This window comes from Pontibacter diazotrophicus (assembly GCF_003367245.1).
Classification (GTDB): Bacteria; Bacteroidota; Bacteroidia; order Cytophagales; family Hymenobacteraceae; genus Pontibacter; species Pontibacter diazotrophicus.
Map to the genome: position 1 here is coordinate 66,499 of NZ_QRGR01000021.1, position 17,342 is coordinate 83,840.

The 17,342-nt window shown below is 48.0% G+C and carries 14 protein-coding genes; 4 read left to right on the top strand and 10 right to left on the bottom strand.

What is annotated here, in order from left to right; translation table 11 throughout:
- Positions 1–124: 124 nt before the first annotated feature.
- From DXT99_RS18145 to DXT99_RS18155, 3 genes are all read left to right on the top strand, one after another.
- Positions 125–1,600, top strand: a complete 1,476-nt coding sequence (locus DXT99_RS18145) for an MBOAT family O-acyltransferase (protein ID WP_115567004.1) — start codon at positions 125–127, stop codon at positions 1,598–1,600.
- 6 nt (positions 1,601–1,606) lie between these two features.
- Positions 1,607–2,740, top strand: coding sequence for an alginate O-acetyltransferase AlgX-related protein (locus tag DXT99_RS18150; RefSeq protein WP_115567005.1), 1,134 nt, complete (start codon positions 1,607–1,609; stop codon positions 2,738–2,740).
- Between the two features lie 66 nt (positions 2,741–2,806).
- Complete coding sequence (locus DXT99_RS18155; protein ID WP_115567006.1) at positions 2,807–4,036, top strand: glycosyltransferase family 61 protein; 1,230 nt, start codon at positions 2,807–2,809, stop codon at positions 4,034–4,036.
- 13 nt (positions 4,037–4,049) lie between these two features.
- Here DXT99_RS18155 and DXT99_RS18160 read toward each other — a convergent pair whose 3' ends face one another.
- The 8 genes from DXT99_RS18160 to DXT99_RS18195 form a co-directional block, all read right to left on the bottom strand.
- Positions 4,050–5,264: a glycosyltransferase family 4 protein gene (locus tag DXT99_RS18160; RefSeq protein ID WP_115567007.1), complete on the bottom strand. Its 1,215-nt coding sequence runs from the start codon at positions 5,262–5,264 to the stop codon at positions 4,050–4,052.
- A 170-nt stretch (positions 5,265–5,434) separates the two neighbouring features.
- Positions 5,435–5,998, bottom strand: a complete 564-nt coding sequence (gene rfbC, locus DXT99_RS18165) for a dTDP-4-dehydrorhamnose 3,5-epimerase (RefSeq protein WP_115567008.1) — start codon at positions 5,996–5,998, stop codon at positions 5,435–5,437.
- A 159-nt stretch (positions 5,999–6,157) separates the two neighbouring features.
- Entirely contained in the window at positions 6,158–7,444 is a 1,287-nt protein-coding gene (locus tag DXT99_RS18170) for a UDP-glucose dehydrogenase family protein (RefSeq protein ID WP_115567009.1), read from the bottom strand.
- On the bottom strand, positions 7,441–8,562 hold the full coding sequence (locus tag DXT99_RS18175; protein ID WP_246000822.1) for an NAD-dependent epimerase/dehydratase family protein: 1,122 nt from the start codon (positions 8,560–8,562) through the stop codon (positions 7,441–7,443). The genes DXT99_RS18170 and DXT99_RS18175 overlap by 4 nt, the downstream gene beginning before the upstream one ends.
- Before the next feature lie 38 nt (positions 8,563–8,600).
- Entirely contained in the window at positions 8,601–9,914 is a 1,314-nt protein-coding gene (locus tag DXT99_RS18180) for an NAD(P)H-dependent oxidoreductase (RefSeq protein ID WP_115567010.1), read from the bottom strand.
- Positions 9,915–9,922: 8 nt separating this feature from the next.
- A complete protein-coding gene (gene rfbF, locus DXT99_RS18185) occupies positions 9,923–10,726 on the bottom strand; it encodes a glucose-1-phosphate cytidylyltransferase (protein WP_115567011.1) in 804 nt (267 codons plus the stop codon).
- A gap of 339 nt (positions 10,727–11,065) precedes the next feature.
- Positions 11,066–11,881, bottom strand: coding sequence for a WecB/TagA/CpsF family glycosyltransferase (locus DXT99_RS18190; protein WP_115567012.1), 816 nt, complete (start codon positions 11,879–11,881; stop codon positions 11,066–11,068).
- Positions 11,871–13,265: an undecaprenyl-phosphate glucose phosphotransferase gene (locus DXT99_RS18195; protein ID WP_246000823.1), complete on the bottom strand. Its 1,395-nt coding sequence runs from the start codon at positions 13,263–13,265 to the stop codon at positions 11,871–11,873. Before DXT99_RS18195 ends, DXT99_RS18190 begins: the two co-directional genes overlap by 11 nt.
- 868 nt (positions 13,266–14,133) lie before the next feature.
- On the opposite strand from DXT99_RS18195, the gene DXT99_RS18200 reads away from it, so the two are divergent.
- Positions 14,134–14,526, top strand: coding sequence for a transmembrane 220 family protein (locus DXT99_RS18200; protein ID WP_246000824.1), 393 nt, complete (start codon positions 14,134–14,136; stop codon positions 14,524–14,526).
- A 59-nt stretch (positions 14,527–14,585) separates the two neighbouring features.
- On the opposite strand, the gene DXT99_RS18205 is transcribed toward DXT99_RS18200, so the two are convergent.
- Entirely contained in the window at positions 14,586–14,795 is a 210-nt protein-coding gene (locus tag DXT99_RS18205; protein WP_115567013.1) for a heavy-metal-associated domain-containing protein, read from the bottom strand.
- A 37-nt stretch (positions 14,796–14,832) separates the two neighbouring features.
- On the bottom strand, positions 14,833–17,085 hold the full coding sequence (locus DXT99_RS18210; protein ID WP_246000826.1) for a heavy metal translocating P-type ATPase: 2,253 nt from the start codon (positions 17,083–17,085) through the stop codon (positions 14,833–14,835).
- Positions 17,086–17,342 lie beyond the last annotated feature (257 nt).

Below are 17,342 nucleotides of genomic sequence, written 5' to 3' on the forward strand. Positions count from 1 at the left end.
AACTTTTTAGAGCAACTTCAATATATATACCCATATAAGCCACCTGAAGCACCATACAAAGTGTAGTAGCATATTCTACTCGAATGCTATTACATTACTAGTTACACCCTAAATAGCTCCCTTTATGCTTTTTAACTCTACTGAATTCTTTATATTCTTCCCGGTAGTAGTTACCCTGTACTTTCTAATGCCCTTTAACAGGCGCTGGATAGTACTGCTGCTGGCGAGCTATTACTTCTATATGTCGTGGAAGCCAGCCTATGCACTTATCCTGGTGGCTTCTACTCTTATAGATTATACCTGCGGCCTGATGATGGGGCGCTATGCCGATGAGGAAAAAGATAAACGGCGCCCATGGCTGTACCTGAGTCTGCTGGCCAACCTTGGCACTCTGCTGCTGTTCAAATACTACAACTTCTTTAACGAGAGTGCTCGTGATATTGCGCTCACCCTGAACGTGCCTTACGCAATGCCTGCCTTCGAGCTGCTGTTGCCCATGGGTATTTCCTTCTATACTTTTCAGACCATGAGCTATAGTATAGATGTTTATAACGGCCGGGTTAAGCCGGAGAAGCACCTGGGAATATTTGCACTGTTCGTCTCATTTTTCCCACAGCTGGTGGCTGGCCCTATTGAGCGTGCCGGCAACTTACTGGGGCAACTGCATGTAAGGCATGAATTCAAGTACGAGCGTGTGGTAGCAGGCCTGCGCCGCATGGCCTGGGGCTTTTTTAAGAAACTGGTGATTGCCGACAACCTGGCGCTTATGGTGAATGCGGTGTATAACAACCCGGCAGATTATGACGGCATCTCCCACATCATCGCCACCATTTTCTTTGCCTTCCAGATTTACTGCGATTTTTCAGGTTACTCTGATATTGCCATTGGCGCCGCACAGGTCATGGGTTTTTACCTGATGGAAAACTTCCGCAGCCCTTACTTTGCCAAAACAATCCCGGAGTTCTGGGGCCGCTGGCACATCTCCCTCTCCACATGGTTCCGCGATTACCTGTATATACCACTGGGGGGTAACCGTGTTGTGAAATGGCGCTGGTACTATAACCTGTTCATCGTATTCCTGGTGAGTGGCCTGTGGCACGGCGCCAGCTGGACCTTCGTAATCTGGGGGGCGCTGCATGGCATATACCAGATATTCGGCATGGCGACCCGGCCACAACGAAACGCTCTCGCTCAAAAAGCAGGGCTTACGCAGCATCCGCAGCTCTACAAGTGGGTACAGGTGTTCACAGTATTCGCTCTTGTGTGCTTCTCCTGGATCTTCTTCAGAGCCAACAGTATCAGCGATGCCTTTTACGTTGTGGGGCAATGCTTTTCAGTGCTCACCAATCCGGGCCAGGTTTTTGCTCTGAACTGGAGTCACGATGTGTTTATGGAGCAGGGAGTTAAAATTTTCCTGACTTCTGTGATAGCCATCGCCATTATGGAAACCGTACATTTAATACAACGCAATGGCAGTGTCTCTCAGCTCATTATGCGGCGTCCGGCCTTTGTTCGCTGGGGAGTTTACTACTTAGCCATTATCGCGGTATTGCTGTTCGGGCAGTTTGGGAATCAGGAGTTCATTTATTTTCAATTTTGATTGATAATGACGACAGTAAAAAAAGATAAAGAAGTAAAGCGGCTGTTGAAGAAGCTTACACTGTTGGCGCTCCCATTCATACTTTGGCCACTGATAGAAGTGTTCCTGCTGCCGATAAACTTTTTCACCTTCCGCATCTGGGAAACTATCTCAGTTAACAGCATGCAGGTTATGTCGGGGCCTTTTTACCCGAACATCCACATGAAAATGATGGAGGAGGGAGAATTAGCCCCCCGCACTCCTTATGCCCGGAAACGCCTGGTAGAATGGTACACCGATGTCTACGGGTACCGCAACCGCGATGTGAAGCATGATGTGTTGCTGATAGGGGACTCTAATATTACCGGCGCCAAGCTTACACAGGACGAAACACTGGCTGAAGTACTGGAAGAGCACCTGAACCGGCCCGTGTATTCTTTTGCCCCTGCCACCGTTAATCGCTTTCTGGCAACAGATCGGTTTGAGCAAGATCCGCCACACCTGGTCATCGTATCCAGTATTGAGCGGCGCGTGCCCGACTTGCCTGCCATTGGTGCAAACGGCTTCAATTCAGAGTTGCGTGATAAGACAGGAAACTTCATAGGCTCCTCTTCCATTCTCACTTCCCTGGCAGTTACCGCCGACCGTATTTCCAAGTTAGGGCTTTACCGCCGCACCCTGGCTGAAATGGAACGCAGCTTAGGCAGGAAAGAATACATCAGCTATAACAATGAGTTTTTTATAGAAGGTGAAATTGCCAACCGTGAGTTCAGCGAAGAAGAGGTTGACAGAGTTGCCGATGTGCTGGAAGGATACCAGCATGTGCTGCAGGAGCGTGGGATACAGTTCCTGTTCTTACCGATTCCGAACAAGGAGAACGTTTATTACCAGTTGTTGCCTTCACAGAAGCAAGCTACTTTCCTGCCGCGACTGTTTGCCAAACTACAAGAGCGTGGAGTGCCGTATGTAGATTTGCAGCCGAGCTTTAACAAATTATATCAGCAGGAGCAGGTACCACTCTACCCTGCCGATGATGCCCATTGGAACGAGGTTGCCGTAAAAGTAGCTGCCAGGCTTTTAACCAAGCATGCTACGGTGGCACAGTTAAAGATAGAACCTGAAGATAAAAACAAGCAGAGCTTGCTTGTGAATTTTAAATAAAAAACCAACTAAAACAGCCTTGGGCTGTTTATCGAATACAATAGTTAAACCTATATACCTATTTAGATGAAGGCTTATTATGACAAGGGAACGAGAAGGTTAAAAAGGATCTTAGGGAAGATTGTGCCTTACAATACACATTACAGGCCCAGTAACATTTGCAGGATAAATCTGGAGGACTTTTCTGCAAGTAACCCTCGTGAACTTTGCATACACCCGATATATCCTGCCTTAACCACCAGCTTAGACATTTCTGAAGACCTGTATGAGGCATGCTCCGAATACTGGAAGCCAAAGAAGGAGGTCCAGACGGACTATATGGTAGTAGAAGTACCTAACGGCCGCATTTATACCGACAATATAAGTAGTGTCGCAGTTGTTTCGCAGTACAACCACCTGGTTGAGAACGTATCGCTGAGCCTGATGAGCGGTAAAGTTTCAGTGCCAAACCTGAACAACATATTCGAGCAGCGCTATTTTAACCCACCTGTTAAATTACAGGGCACCGTATTCTCGCTGCTGACAGGTGGCGCGGGCATCAACAACATCAGCCATTGGTTTGTAGATGTGTTGCCACGACTGCACCTGCTGCGCGAAAGCGGCCTCTACGACAAAGTAGATTGGTTTTACGTGCCCAGCACCCGCTATAGCTACCAGACCGAAACGCTGGAGCTGTTAGGCATACCTGCCGATAAGATCATCTCAGGCGAAACGCACCCGCACATTGCCGCAGACTGCGTTATTGCTTCTACTGCCCCGCGAGGCAACCATACCCTGGTACCGCAGTGGCTGTGCGATTTTATACAGAGTTCATTTATGCCCTATGCTGAAAAAGAAAGCGACATGCTTGTACCGGAATCGCCTTACCTCTACATTAGCCGATCCGATTCCAAAATGCGCAACGTGCTGAACGAAAAAGAGCTGCTTCAAGTATTGGAGCCTTATGGCTTTAGATGCGTGGTTGCAAGCCAGCTGAGCATAAAAGAGAAAATAAAGCTGTTCTCAAAAGCAAAAGTTATCATGGGCGCTACTGGCGCAGGCCTGATCAGCATGTTCTTTTGCAAGCCCGGCACAAAAATGGTTGAGCTTTTTAACGAGGGTTTTGTAATAGAGCCTTTCTATGACATCGCCTCTAAAATAGGCCTTGACTACGAGTACATCATTTGCAAAGGAAGCAAACGTGTTCGCAATGCCAGCCAGGGCCAGCGTGAAAACCTGCAGGTGGAAATAGAGAAGGTGGTGGAGATACTGGAGATGATGAGGGCCAAGCAGGAAAAAAAGTATGAAGTAGCATAAGCTACTTCACATATTACTCTACAGCCTGCCTTTGAACTACTGTTTCAGGGGCAGGCTTTTGTTTTAGCCCGATAGCCTGCCGGTATATGCCCTGTAACTTAAGGTAATTTACCTCGGGCGTATAGTTATGCACATAACTGTTTCGGGCATTTTTACCTAAGCTGGAGGCGTATTCAGGGTTTTGCTCCAGGGCCTTTACCTTGCGGATCAAATCCGCTGCATTGCCTGGCTGATAGTGCAGGCCGTTGTGCCCGTCCTGTACCAAATGCTCGCCTCCCCCTATTTTTGCTGCTATTACGGGTGTACCTGTAGAAAAAGCCTCAATAATGGACATTCCGAACATCTCCGGCCACTCCGAGGGGAAGATCAGTCCCCTGGCAACCTTCAGTTCCTCTATCACCCTGTCCTGCTTCTGATAGCCCCTGTAGTCCAGGTTAGGATACTTTGCGGCGTGTGCTTCCACTGTTTCTCGAAGCGGGCCATCACCGATAACTTTCAGCTTAAAGCCGTGCTGTGCCTGCGCCCGCAGTAAGGTGTCTACTCCTTTTTCCGGGGATAGCCTGCCCACATACAGGAAGTAATCTTCTCTTTTTTCGGCACCTAAGCCCAGATCGGCCGTAAAGTTAGGCTTCACAACCAGCTGCTCGGGATGTGGCTTAAGAGAAGAATTCTGGAAAAGCGCTGCGGCACCCGGTGTAAGCGTGATAAACAGGTCAATTTTGTTTCGGAAGGTGCCTAACAACTTATGCACACCGGTTGTCAGCACCACAGAGGCAGTCTGAAAACGGGAATCCCGGTAGGCTTTGTCTTTGATTGCGGCGTATGGAAAAAGCTTGTGCACATTCTCCAGGTGCACCTTGCCGTGGTAATGCAGGTAAGAGCTCGGGCAAATCAACCTGTAGTTGTGCAGCGTCATCACCACCGGCACTTTAAGCTTTTTACAAACATAGAAGACAGCCGGCGATACCAGAGGAAAGAAATTGTGTACGTGCACAACATCCGGCTTAAACTGCTGTATCTTCTCCTCCACTGCACGTGCGCCCTTTGTATTATAGACTACTCCGAAGGCCGCCTGCAACTTTTCTGCTATACTGTTCACGTCGTTGTTCGTGAAGGTCAGCTTCTCTACTGTATGACCATGCGCCTCCAGCAAGGATGACTCCGCGAAGAAAACAGTGTCTTCGCCGCCGGTCTGTTTGTAGTGGTTATGAACGAGCAGTATACGCATGGATTAAGTGTTTCAGAAATTAGATTCTTATTTAGAAGCAGGTTTTCAGATAGTACTCAGCAACTTATACAGCTCCAGAGCAGGAACTACTGTATGATTGTGTGCGGCTTCATTATGGTGAGAGGTTAACAGCGACACAGGCCACGGATTATTAAAAGGAAAGCTGCCGGTTATACCAGCAGCTTTCCTTTTGACTCCGCCTGCTCATCCACAAAACCGGGATGCGCCTGGTCTTTTTCTGAGATAACTACCGGCTCAAGAGGCCATTGGATATTGAATGCAAGATCGTTCCAGCAGATGCCCTTTTCGGCACCGGGCGTATAAAACTCCGAAACCTGGTACGTGGCCTCGGTTTCATCTTCTAAGGTCATGTACCCATGCGCAAAGCCCTCCGGCACAAACAACATCTTGTAGTTGTCAGCTGACAGCTCCACTCCCAGCCACTGTTTGTAAGTTTCAGAATCAGGGCGTAAGTCTATGATCACATCGAAGATGGCTCCTCTGGTGCAGCGTACCAGTTTGCTCTCCTCATGCGGCTTTACCTGGTAGTGCATGCCACGGAGCGTGCCCTTCTTTGGGTTGAAAGAAACGTTTGTCTGCGATACTTTTGCCGTCAGTCCATGCGCCTCCATTTCGTGCTGGCACCAGGACCTTGCAAAGAAGCCGCGTTCGTCTTCTATCTTTTTAAGCTCCAGCACATACGCGCCCTTCAGTTTTGTTTCTGTGAATATCATATGTCAGTCGTGCTATAAGAAAACCACCTGAAGCAGTCTTAGAATTTTCTACGGTTATATATTCAATCGGTCCGGAAACGAAAGTTAGGCTATCGTCCTGTTGGTTCTAAAACCAGCAAGACGATAGCCTATCCCTGAGTCATGATTTAGTTCCTATTGCTAAACAGCCGCATCCCCCACCACAGCGGCAGGCAGTTCGGCCAGGGCATACCTGAAGTCGAACAGGCGTTTGCTTTGCAGCAGTTCTTTGTTCTGTTTAAACTCCGGCCATGCAGTCAGCAGCACCAGGTCATCAGCCTGATCAACCAGTTCTTGCAGGGTAGCGGTATACCTGATCGGAAAGTTGTACATCTTGTCAAACACCTCGTTGGCCATCGGGTCATAGGCTACAATATTCGTATACCCTTTTGCCAAAAGCTTTTCGATGATGTACTTGCTCGGTGTGAGTCGCACATCATCAGAGCCGCTTTTAAAAGCCAGCCCCAGTATACCGATGTTGCGTTCTTTGGGTACAGCGGCGGCAATTTTGTCTGCTACGAAATCCTTTATCTCATCATTTATTTTCAGGTTGCCATCCAGCACTTTGGGTTCAAAGCCATGCTCCTTCGCTATGCTGCTGAGGGCTGCCGTATCTTTTGGCAAACAATACCCGCCATAGCCACAGCCCGGGTACACATAGCTTGCCATGGCCGCAGGCTTACCATACCAGCGCTTGTCCTGGTGCAGGATCTTGAAAGCGGTTGGCACATCAATGTCCCCGATATGCTCTGCAATCATAGCCATCTCGTTTGAGAAGCTGATGAGCGTAGACAGGAGCGTATTTGACAGGTATTTGATGAACTCGGCCGAGTTAAAGCTCACATAATGCACCGGCGCATTGAAGGGGATGTAAATCTGGTTCAGAATCTCTTTGGAGCGTTCATCCTCCACCCCGATTACTACTCTGTCCGGGTTCATGAAGTCGTCCCAGGCATAGCCCTCACGGAGAAACTCAGGGTTGGAAGCCAGACCAATAGACTTATTGTAGGCCTTGTTCTTTTCCTCTACAAATGGTTTTACCTTTTTAGAAATGGTAGAAGGCGGAACGGTAGATTTGGTCACAATGACCTTGAAATCGCCTTCACTCGCTTCAAAAACGCCCTCCACGGCACTCAGCAAATAGGTAAGGTCTGCACTGCCATCTTCTTTACCGGGCGTTCCCACACATATAATCACCACCTTACTGTTGTTCACCGCTTCTTTAAGGGAGGCATCTACGATAAAGTTATTCCCTAACTCATCCCGCAGGGCATCGTCGAGGTGCGGCTCGTAGAAAGGCGTCTTATAGTTTTTTATACTTTCAACCTTTTGCTTGTCGAGGTCTATGCCGTACACCTTGAAGCCTTTCTTGCTGAAGCCCAGCGCAGTTGTCAGCCCGACAAAGCCTAGTCCGAGTACTGTTATCATAGTAGTTTCCCTTCGTTTATTTTCAAGAATTCCAAAAAGCGGCCGATACCTTTTTCTACACTTACAGTAGGGTTATAGCCCAATACCTCGCGCGCTTTGCTTATATCCGGACACCGTCTGTTCGGGTTGTCGGTCAGGTACTCTTTGTCTTCCGGCTCCTGGAATTTGATCTGCCCCTGATAGTCAAAGATCTCGCGACCGTGCTGGTTAAACAACTCAGCATACTCCCGCACCGATAGCTCCGGCTTGTCCATGCCAATGTTGAACACATCAAAACTGCCATGCAACATCACTTTCAAATACCCTGTGATAGCATCTGAAATGTAGCAGAAAGTACGGGTCGGGGTGCCGTCTGAGAAAATCTCCAGGTCACGGCCTTCCACTACCGCTTTGGCAAAGTCCGCTGGCAGGCGCTTGTCGTTGATGTTCATGCCCGGGCCATAGTTGTTGAATGGCCTGGCTACACCGATTGGCATATTGTGCTTTTGTGCGAACAGGTAACAAAGGGTCTCCCCGAAACGCTTCGCCTCGTCGTAGCAGGCACGCGGGCCGATGGTGGCGACATTGCCCCTGTAGTCTTCTTTTGTAGGAATAAACTCCGGGAAAGGATCGCCATATATCTCGCTGCTCGAGAAGAACAGGAAGGCTTTCACTGATTTCCCGGCATAAAAGTCGAGCAGACGACGAAGGCCTGTTATATTGGCATCCACTGTTTCTATTGGGTAAATACGATAGAACGTAGGGGACGCGATGGAAGCCAGGTGCATGATAACATCCGCGTCAGCAGCCTCCGGTATAGCCGCCACGTCGTCGGTGATCACGTTGAACTCATGCAGCGAGAAAACGTCAGGCTTGCTGTCGATTAGCTCTGCCAGCCAGTCTTTTGTACCAGTCAGGAAGTTTTCCAGCGCAATCACTTTCTTCAGTTGCAGCTCTTCAGCGAATGTCGCAAAGAAGTGCATGAAGTAGTAGCCTAAGAAGCCTCCACAACCTGTTATTAAGATAGTTGAGTTTCTGAGCTTGTCTTTTTCGGCAGCTGTGAGGTTCTGGAAGATATTCTGCATGTCTTCCTGCAGCACCCTGTTTGTCTTTTTAGCCACCGCTGTATTTTCCATCATTATGTTTGCTGAATCAGGTTAATTTGAAATGAGATAAGCTATGCCAGTTCGTTTTCCTTTATTTGCTCAGGGAAAAACATTTGCAACTGTTCTTTGTACAGGCGCTGCACCAGATTTTCGGCAGGCAGTTCCACATCATCAAACGTGATAACATGGTCACGCGGAAGGTCTTTCTTTAAGATGGCACCTTCGGCCAGACCTACCGGCAACAGGTTCTCCTGACGTGCCGTTTGCGCGTTTTCGCACTGCCCGTAATACGTATACCCCCCAAGGCCGTCGAGCTTCTGTCCGGCTTTGAGTTCTGTTTTCGCCATCGTGATTACCTCTACCACCGGCCCTGCAATGGGCGCCATGATGATATCGTTGAACAAAACCATGCGTGCAATAGAATGAGGAATCTCGAAGTAGATCAGGTGGTAAGGTGTATAGAAACTGTAAAGCGGACCCTCTCCCAGTTTGCCATAGTTGAGGTAATGCTTTGTCTTCGGATCATCGGTGGTGGCATACACAAACACGCCCGGGCCAGGCTTAGGCCCTACCACGTAATCTACTATACCGCCAAGCTTTTCCAGTTCATCCACATCGTACATCGTCACCATGTCATCGATGTGTCCGTTATGGTGGTAGCCCAGCATACCGCGTTTTGCCACGCCCATTCCGGTAGCATTTGCCACACAGGCCTGCTCGATAGATATTTTTGTACCGTCTGCAAACAAGGTCACCATTTCAGGTGTCAGGTGCCACTGTGCCGCAAAGCCTGCCTGTGTGGTGGGGTTGCGGTAGTAATCCTGCAGTCCTTTAATGTTGCCGCAGAGCAGCGGCTTTAAGCCGATACTTTTCACAAACCGGTAAAGGTTCATGATCACACCCGGTTGGTCGCCGTCGGAGCCGCTCAGCATCACGCCGGCTTTGTCGGCGTACACTTTCAGGATTGGGCCGAGGGTGGCATCCACTTCCGGGTTAAACATCAGCACATGCTTCCTGTTTTCGATCGCTTTCATGATCAGGTTTGCGGCGTACTCAATGGTACCTGTTGCCTCTACCAGTATATCAAGCCCGTTTACTTCGCAGAGCAGTTCAGCATTTGTAGTCACGGCATAGCCGCCCTTGTCCATGCAGCGCTGCAGCGACTCGAGGTCATCACATACTTCCGCCGTGGTTTCTGTGTATTCGTAAGCTTCCTGGGCTTTGCTTAGGGTCCGGTTGGCGATAACGGCTATCTCCATACCAGGAGTATAGCGCATTACCTGGTTCACCAGGCCCTTTGCCATTTCGCCGGCCCCAAACAGACCTACCCGAATAGGATTTCCCTCCTGCTCACGGACCTTCAAAAAATTATCAACAATGATCATAATCAGATTTAGTTTACAGACTTCGACAGCATTTTATGCCACACATTCCAGGGCGCTTTTCCGCTTTGCCACAGGTCATCGAGTACAGTCTTGTCGCGCAGGGTGTCCATCGGTTGCCAGAATCCGGCATGGCGGAAAGCAGAAAGCTCTCCTTCTTTGGCAAGCTTCTCCAGAGGGTCCCGCTCCCAGGTGGTGCTGTCATCGTCGATATAATCGATTACGCCCGGCTCGAGCACAAAAAAGCCCCCGTTTATCCAGGGCATGTCACCACCGTTTGGCTTTTCCTGAAACTGATTGACTTGTGAAACCCCGCCTGCCAGATTAAAGGCGCCGAAACGGCCTGGCTGCTGCACAGCAGTGAGGGTTGCCAGCCTGCCCTGTTCTTTGTGGAAGTTTATGAGCGATGTTATATCTACATCGCTTACACCGTCACCATAGGTCATACAGAAAGTCTCATCTCCTATATAATCTTTCACGCGCTTCAGGCGACCGCCCGTCATAGTTCCCTCCCCGGTGTCCACAAGCGTCACTCTCCAGGACTCTGTGTTATTCTGGTGCACTTTCATGCTGTTGTTACGCATATCGAATGTTACATCAGAATTATATAGGCAGTAATTTGAGAAGTACTCTTTGATTACATGGCCTTTATATCCACAGCAAATGATAAAATCATCAATACCATGATGGGAGTAGATTTTCATGATGTGCCATAAAATGGGCTTACCGCCTACCTCTACCATCGGTTTGGGGCGAATGCCGCTTTCTTCACTTATTCTTGTTCCATAGCCACCGGCAAGTATAACTGCTTTCATTTTTTAATAAGGGCTTATAATGCTCAAAACATCAGGACTAAATTTAGCAACACTTGCTAATGACCATCTATACGACAATCGCTATATTTTGATGTTTGGAAATAAAAAATATTTCATTCATTTGCTGTTTTAACACAGATTCTCGCTAATAACCAAGTGTTTAACATTTTAGACCGCTGGATATTTTTATATGAAAACATCAGTTATGCTGTAAAATGGCTCTAGATGAGAATTATACTGCCAGATAGTAGCGGGAGGAGGAAGGTGTTATTTGGCGTAATGCGATGTAAGTCTACTTCACCTGTCTTCCCTTCTTTCTACAGCTTTACATGTAATTATTTATGCCCGGTTTCCTTTCGCTGCTTTCTGCAGCATTGTTTTCAGGACAAGGAACATAAAAACACTATTTGTCAGGAGGTAGCGCTTCCACAGGCGTCGCGGCTCCAGCCATAACCTGTAGGTCCATTCAAGGGAGAAATCCCTTGCCCACTTAGGCAGTCTTTTCTCCAGGCCAGCAAAGGTCATGTATGCCTGCCCTACTCCTAACATGCAGGCGTTTACCTTTCCCTGATGCGCTGCCATCCAGCGTTCCTGCTTTGGGCAGCCCAACGCTACAAACAAGAGGTCAGGCTCCGTTTCATTTATCATGTTCACGATATCCGTATCCTCTTCTTCAGACAATTGAAGGAAAGGGGGCGAAAAATAACCGGCTATTTTTAATTCCGGATACTGATCTTTTGCCTTCGACACCACGGCGCTCAGCACTTCGTCTGTGGAGCCATAGAAGTAAACCGACTTGCCCCTGCGGGCTGCCTCCTGAAGCAGGCGGGGCAACAGGTCCATACCGGCCACCCTGTCCTGTGGTTGCTTATACAGGATCCGCATGAGCTTTGAGAGCGGTCCGCCATCTGGTGTCGCCAGGTCTGCCCGGTTTAATACCTGGTTAAAATCCGGGTCACGGTAGGCCTCTACCAGCATATGCACGTTGGCAAAGCACACATAAGAGGAAGGGCGGTTTTCAGTAAGCCAGAAAACGTGCTCCACAAATTCGTTAAACCTTCCCTTTGAGATGAAGGAGTTTAAAAGCTTACGTTTCTCTTGTAAGGGTGGTGCACTCGTAAACGGCTGTCTTGCTGCAATGGTATCAGTATGCATTCTTTTCACCTTTGATCATGTTCCAGATCGTCAAGAAAATAATTTTCATATCCATCATAAAGCTCCAGTTTTCCATGTAACGCACATCATACTCTATACGCTTTTCCATCAGCTTTAGCTCTTTGGTCTCTCCACGGAAACCACTTACCTGTGCATAACCTGTTATACCCGGTGTTACGAAGTGGCGCATTTTGTACTTTGAGATCACTTTGGAGTACTGGTCCAACTGAGACACAAGGTTCGGACGCGGCCCCACAACAGACATATCGCCTAACAGCACATTGAAGAACTGTGGCAGTTCATCCAGGTTTGTTTTCCTGAGAAACCTTCCTACTCTGGTTACACGAGGGTCATGTTTAGTGGCCTGCTGCTCCGTCTGGTTGTTCACGTGCATGGTCCGGAATTTGTAACACAGGAACAATCTGTTTTTCTTTCCCGGGCGAAGCTGCTTGAAAAAGACAGGTCCCTTTGATTCTAATTTAATAGCCAGCGCGATGATGGGCAGCACAATAGGGAACAGGAACAGGATAACTGTTAAGGAGAACGCGAAGTCAAAAGCACGCTTGATGATGCGGTTTGTCACATGCTCCAGCGGTTCTCTACGAATACTGATAATGGGTATGTTGTGATAGAAATACATGTTCACCTCCTTCTGCACGATACCGCTGAAATCCGGCACAATTCTGAAGTACATGAAATTATCATCTGCAAACTCAGTCAGGTCTTCGATCTGCTCTCTGTTATTTAGCGGCAGTGTATAGTACACTTCATCAATTCTATGCTGTAGGCAGTACTCTTTCAAGTCAGCCAGTGTGCCGCGCACCTGGCTGTTGTGCGGGTTAACTGCATCTGTATTATCATCGAAAAAGCCCATGAACTTTGTTCCCGGATGCTCCTCAGAACTAAAAGTATCCCGAAGAGACATAGCCGCCGGACCTGTGCCTATGATCACATAGCGCGAATAAGCCATGTCTGACTTGGAAAAATAGCGGTTGACCAGGAGTAGTATTATGCGGCTAATACCTATCAGCAGTGCTGTTAACAGGTACGTGTAAAGCAGCAACAAACGGGATAGGTCTTCCAGGTTAAAAACCACAATGCAGGTTGACAGCAGAAAGGCATGCAAGATAAACACGTTGATTAGTTCTGCTGTTTTCTTCTCAAAGGGTATGAACCCTTCTATCCGGAAAAAAAAGTATTTGAACCCTGACACAATCCACCAGAACAAAGCGAACAGCACGAAAAATATGCTGTACTGATGCTGCAGTGCTGTATCCCCATACCTGAACATGTGGGATAATTTAAAAGAGATAGCGATAAGGGCAATGTCTAACATCAACAGTCCGGCTCTGTTCATGCTATAGTGGTGGCGATTCTTATTCATGGTAAAATTATAGTAACATTTTAATCATACTATAGAGGTTTATTTTTCTCGTCCCGCAATGATTTGATAATATTTACATATATAATATCATATATTATATATGTAACTCGAAAGCAGGTATCAGCAAAACAGAGGTTGCTGACAATTGAATTACGGCCATACACAAATAATGTTTAGTATTTTCTATATATATTAAAACAATATATAGAATTACGTATCAATCCACCGCATTCAGAGAAAGCTCTAAAAAAATGCTTCCATTTTATTTTCCGGCACAAACAAACCGTAACAAACTGGCTCTGTTATACATCATATAAACTGAATATATAGAAATATTAATATAAAACAGGGTCAGTTTTGCAGGTGTATTAGCTCTTATGGTTTAGACGTTATTACCCAAATATTGGTTGTATGTATCTCTTTAATAGTTTCACTATATTTGTATTTACAGACAGAAAAGGAACATCTATAACAGCAAAGGGTAAATTCCACAATATGAGGTATTCCTAACCCTTTTGGCAAAGAAACCCTGCCTTCACATAAAAGGCATACCTATACCCCCATGGCTGGGTTAAGTTAAATAGCCATGTTAGGTTTCGATTTTTGCCTCAGAGTTGATTCAGTGTCTGTGTGGCAGGTTCAGGAGAAAAGAGGCTGCAGCTATTGCCCTCACATTTATTCACTTTGATTATGGAGCTGCATTAAAAATTCATTAATTTTCATCTTCTCTGTATGTTGGTTTATCTTTTCCACTCTGGAGCATGTTTGAAATTCATCCTTTGCGCTGCCAACCGCCCATAAAGGGTTCTGGTCAATTTTCGCTTACAAAAACGAAATGCAAACATGCTCTTAAGAAAAAAACACTGAAATGATCACATTCAAACGGACCCTGGGAGTAGTGTTAGGCCTCTGCTTCGTTGGTTTTGCAGTAGTGCAGTACAACGACCCGGACCCTGCGCTATGGATAACCATCTATGGCATAGCGGCTGCTCTGAGCATTGCAGCCGGATTTGGCAAAGTAAACAACACTGTACTGGCTGTTGCATGTGTTATATATGCAGTCGGTGTTATCTTTTGGTGGCCAGAGCAATTTGAGGGAGTGGGTGACAGCATGCGGGATGCCTCAACAGGTCTTCTTTTAAAGAATGTGGAAGAAGGACGTGAGTCGTTGGGGCTAGCCCTTTGCAGCATAGCCATGTTAAGCTTTATCCTTGTAAACAAGTTGAGCAATAGCAGCAAAACAGCCAATACAGCACCATAACAAAGGAGGGGCTAGCTGTATCATCGGCTAGCCCCTCCTTTGTTATGGTGCTTATTCTTCTAGATTTGCTCGGCTTTGAAACCTGCTTTTTCTACTGTGCTTTTTATCTGCTGCGCATCCAGGGAGTCTGACTTTACTTCCAATACTTTATCGGGGTTATCAGTATCTACTTTCCACTCCTCTACCCCCTCCAGCTTATTCAGGTGCGGGGTTACAGCCTTTACACAGCTGCCACAGTTTATAGTTGTTTTAAATTTGTACGTTTCCATATTTATCTTAATTAATTCGACTAACAATAATTTTCGATTACAATCTCTTGCCTCTTAAGCGAAGGCTGTTCCCCACCACCGAAACTGAGCTCAGCGCCATGGCTGCACCGGCCACCATCGGGCTCAGCAGGAAGCCTGTAAAAGGGTAAAGTAAACCTGCTGCCACCGGAATACAGATTACATTGTAGAAGAAGGCCCAGAACAGGTTTTGATGAATCGTCTGTACAGTAGCTCTTGAAAGCTTTACGGCACCGGCTACCTGCATCAGGTCAGAGCGCATGAGCGTGATATTCGCTACATCCATGGCAATGTCCGTACCCTGCCCCATGGCGATGCTGACATCGGCAGTGGCCAGGGCCTGCGCATCGTTTATACCATCTCCTACCATAGCCACGACTTTGCCTTCGGCCTGCAGCTTCTTCACAAAATCTGCTTTATCGTTTGGCAACAGCTCCGCCTTGTAATGCGCCACACCTACCTGCCGTGCCACAGCGGCGGCTGTCTGTTGGTTGTCGCCTGTGAGCATGTATACCTCCAGCCCTGCCTCCTGCATTGCTTTTATACCTTCCGCCGAAGCTGGTTTGATAGGGTCGCTCACGGCGAATACCGCCAGCGCCTGCGTCGCATCTGCAAAGAAGATAACAGTCCTGGCGTCTTCCTGCAGCTGCCTGGCAGCCTGCAGCAGGTGCTCCGGCACCTGAATGTGCTGTTGTTTAAGCAGCTTTTCGTTTCCGGAATAATAACGCGTGCCCTCAAAAACGGCCTCCACGCCTAAACCTGTCAGGCTATTGAAACTGGCTGGCTGCAGCGCCTGCAGGCCTTTTTCTCTATAGAATGTATAGATAGCCTGCGCGATGGGATGCTCTGACTGCGCCTCCATAGAGAAGAACAACTGCTCGAGACGCTCCTGCGCTACTGTTTCATCGGCCCACACCACATCAGTTACGGAAGGTTTCCCCAACGTAATGGTTCCTGTTTTATCCAGTATCACTACGTCCGCTTTATGCGCGCGCTCCAGGCTCACGGCGTCTTTTATCAGGATACCGTTCTCAGCGCCTCTTCCCACCCCCACCATAATGGCTGTCGGGGTGGCCAGCCCCAGCGCACAGGGGCAGGCAATCACCAGTACGGATATGGTGGAGAGCAGCGCCTCGGAAAGGTATGCCTCCCCGCCTACTATAAGCCATGCCACGAAAGTCAGCACTGCAATCACCAGCACAATCGGCACAAAGATGCCGGCAATTTTATCTACCAGCTTCTGCACGGGAGCTTTGCTGCCCTGCGCCTCCTGCACCAGTTTGATAATGTGCGCCAGCATGGTTTCACCACCTGTCTTGCGGGCCACCAATTGCAGGCTCCCCTTCTGGTTAATGGTTCCGGCAAAAAGCATGTCGCCGGCCTGCTTCTGCACCGGCAGCGGCTCGCCGCTCAGCATGCTTTCGTCTACGTACGTAGTGCCTGCTACCACCTCGCCATCCACAGGAACCCGTTCGCCGGGCAGCAGCAGCACCTTGTCCCCTACCTGCACCTCTTCTATCTTGATCTCCAGTTCACTCCCGTTCCGTATTACCCGCACCGTTTTCGGTTGCAGCCCCATCAGCTTTTTAATTGCGGAGGAGCTTCGGTCTTTGGCGTTTTCCTCGAGGTACTTACCCAAAAGGATAAAAGCGATAATCACCGCCACCGCCTCATAGTACACATGCGGCATCAGTCCACGGCTCAGGAAGAACTCGGGGTATACGGTATTAAAAAGGCTGAAAAGGAAGGCGATGCCGGTGCTAAGGGCCACCAGCGTATCCATGTTGGCGCGAAAGTGCTTTGCCTGCGCCCAGGCTCCCACAAAAAAGCGCTGCCCCGCCCACAGCAGGATGGGTGCGGTCAGGAGTAAACTCACCCAGTTGCCCCATGCAAAGGTATCATGGAAGAACATACCCAGGACAAACACCGGTAGCGCCAGCACGCCTGCCACAATCGTCTTACGCTTCAGTTTTGTGAGGGCAGCGGCTTGCCGCTCTTCCAGTTCCTCCTGTGTTTTCTTTTCAACCAGTATATCAAAACCAATCTCCTGCACCGTTTCACGCAACTGCTCGGGGCTGACTTTTTCCGGCTCGTAAGCGACCTGCAGTGTTTTGCCGGCAAAATTCACATTCGCCTCCTGCACGCCCTCCTGTGATCGCAGCATACTCTCGATACTACCGGCACAGGAAGCGCAGCTCATTCCTTCTACCGGAAAGGTGGTTTTGGTTAGTTTACTTTCTGTTGTAGTTGCCATTTCTTTCTCTGCTTTCATTCTTTTACAAAGGTAGGGCAGCGCCTTTGTCCTTCTGTTACACAATTCTGCCTTCGTGTTACAGATTTTTATACTCCGACTGAATTGAAAAGATACTCCGGCCGGATACAGACTATTGGCAGCTTCTTTGATCAAACTTTTCTAAGATCAAAAAAGCAAGGTCTTTACAAGCTCATAACTCTACTATTAACTGTGCATTCCTATAAACAATGCTGAGTAATACAAAACAAATCAGTATATAAACATTTAGTGTATAA

What these genes read in the sequence shown, in the direction of transcription:
- DXT99_RS18145 (WP_115567004.1), top strand. Translation starts at nt 125, where the DNA reads ATGCTTTTTAACTCTACTGAATTCTTTATATTCTTCCCGGTAGTAGTT.
- DXT99_RS18150 (WP_115567005.1), top strand. Translation starts at nt 1,607, where the DNA reads ATGACGACAGTAAAAAAAGATAAAGAAGTAAAGCGGCTGTTGAAGAAG.
- DXT99_RS18155 (WP_115567006.1), top strand. Translation starts at nt 2,807, where the DNA reads ATGAAGGCTTATTATGACAAGGGAACGAGAAGGTTAAAAAGGATCTTA.
- DXT99_RS18160 (WP_115567007.1), bottom strand. Translation starts at nt 5,264, where the DNA reads ATGCGTATACTGCTCGTTCATAACCACTACAAACAGACCGGCGGCGAA.
- rfbC (WP_115567008.1), bottom strand. Translation starts at nt 5,998, where the DNA reads ATGATATTCACAGAAACAAAACTGAAGGGCGCGTATGTGCTGGAGCTT.
- DXT99_RS18170 (WP_115567009.1), bottom strand. Translation starts at nt 7,444, where the DNA reads ATGATAACAGTACTCGGACTAGGCTTTGTCGGGCTGACAACTGCGCTG.
- DXT99_RS18175 (WP_246000822.1), bottom strand. Translation starts at nt 8,562, where the DNA reads ATGATGGAAAATACAGCGGTGGCTAAAAAGACAAACAGGGTGCTGCAG.
- DXT99_RS18180 (WP_115567010.1), bottom strand. Translation starts at nt 9,914, where the DNA reads ATGATCATTGTTGATAATTTTTTGAAGGTCCGTGAGCAGGAGGGAAAT.
- rfbF (WP_115567011.1), bottom strand. Translation starts at nt 10,726, where the DNA reads ATGAAAGCAGTTATACTTGCCGGTGGCTATGGAACAAGAATAAGTGAA.
- DXT99_RS18190 (WP_115567012.1), bottom strand. Translation starts at nt 11,881, where the DNA reads ATGCATACTGATACCATTGCAGCAAGACAGCCGTTTACGAGTGCACCA.
- DXT99_RS18195 (WP_246000823.1), bottom strand. Translation starts at nt 13,265, where the DNA reads ATGAATAAGAATCGCCACCACTATAGCATGAACAGAGCCGGACTGTTG.
- DXT99_RS18200 (WP_246000824.1), top strand. Translation starts at nt 14,134, where the DNA reads ATGATCACATTCAAACGGACCCTGGGAGTAGTGTTAGGCCTCTGCTTC.
- DXT99_RS18205 (WP_115567013.1), bottom strand. Translation starts at nt 14,795, where the DNA reads ATGGAAACGTACAAATTTAAAACAACTATAAACTGTGGCAGCTGTGTA.
- DXT99_RS18210 (WP_246000826.1), bottom strand. Translation starts at nt 17,085, where the DNA reads ATGAAAGCAGAGAAAGAAATGGCAACTACAACAGAAAGTAAACTAACC.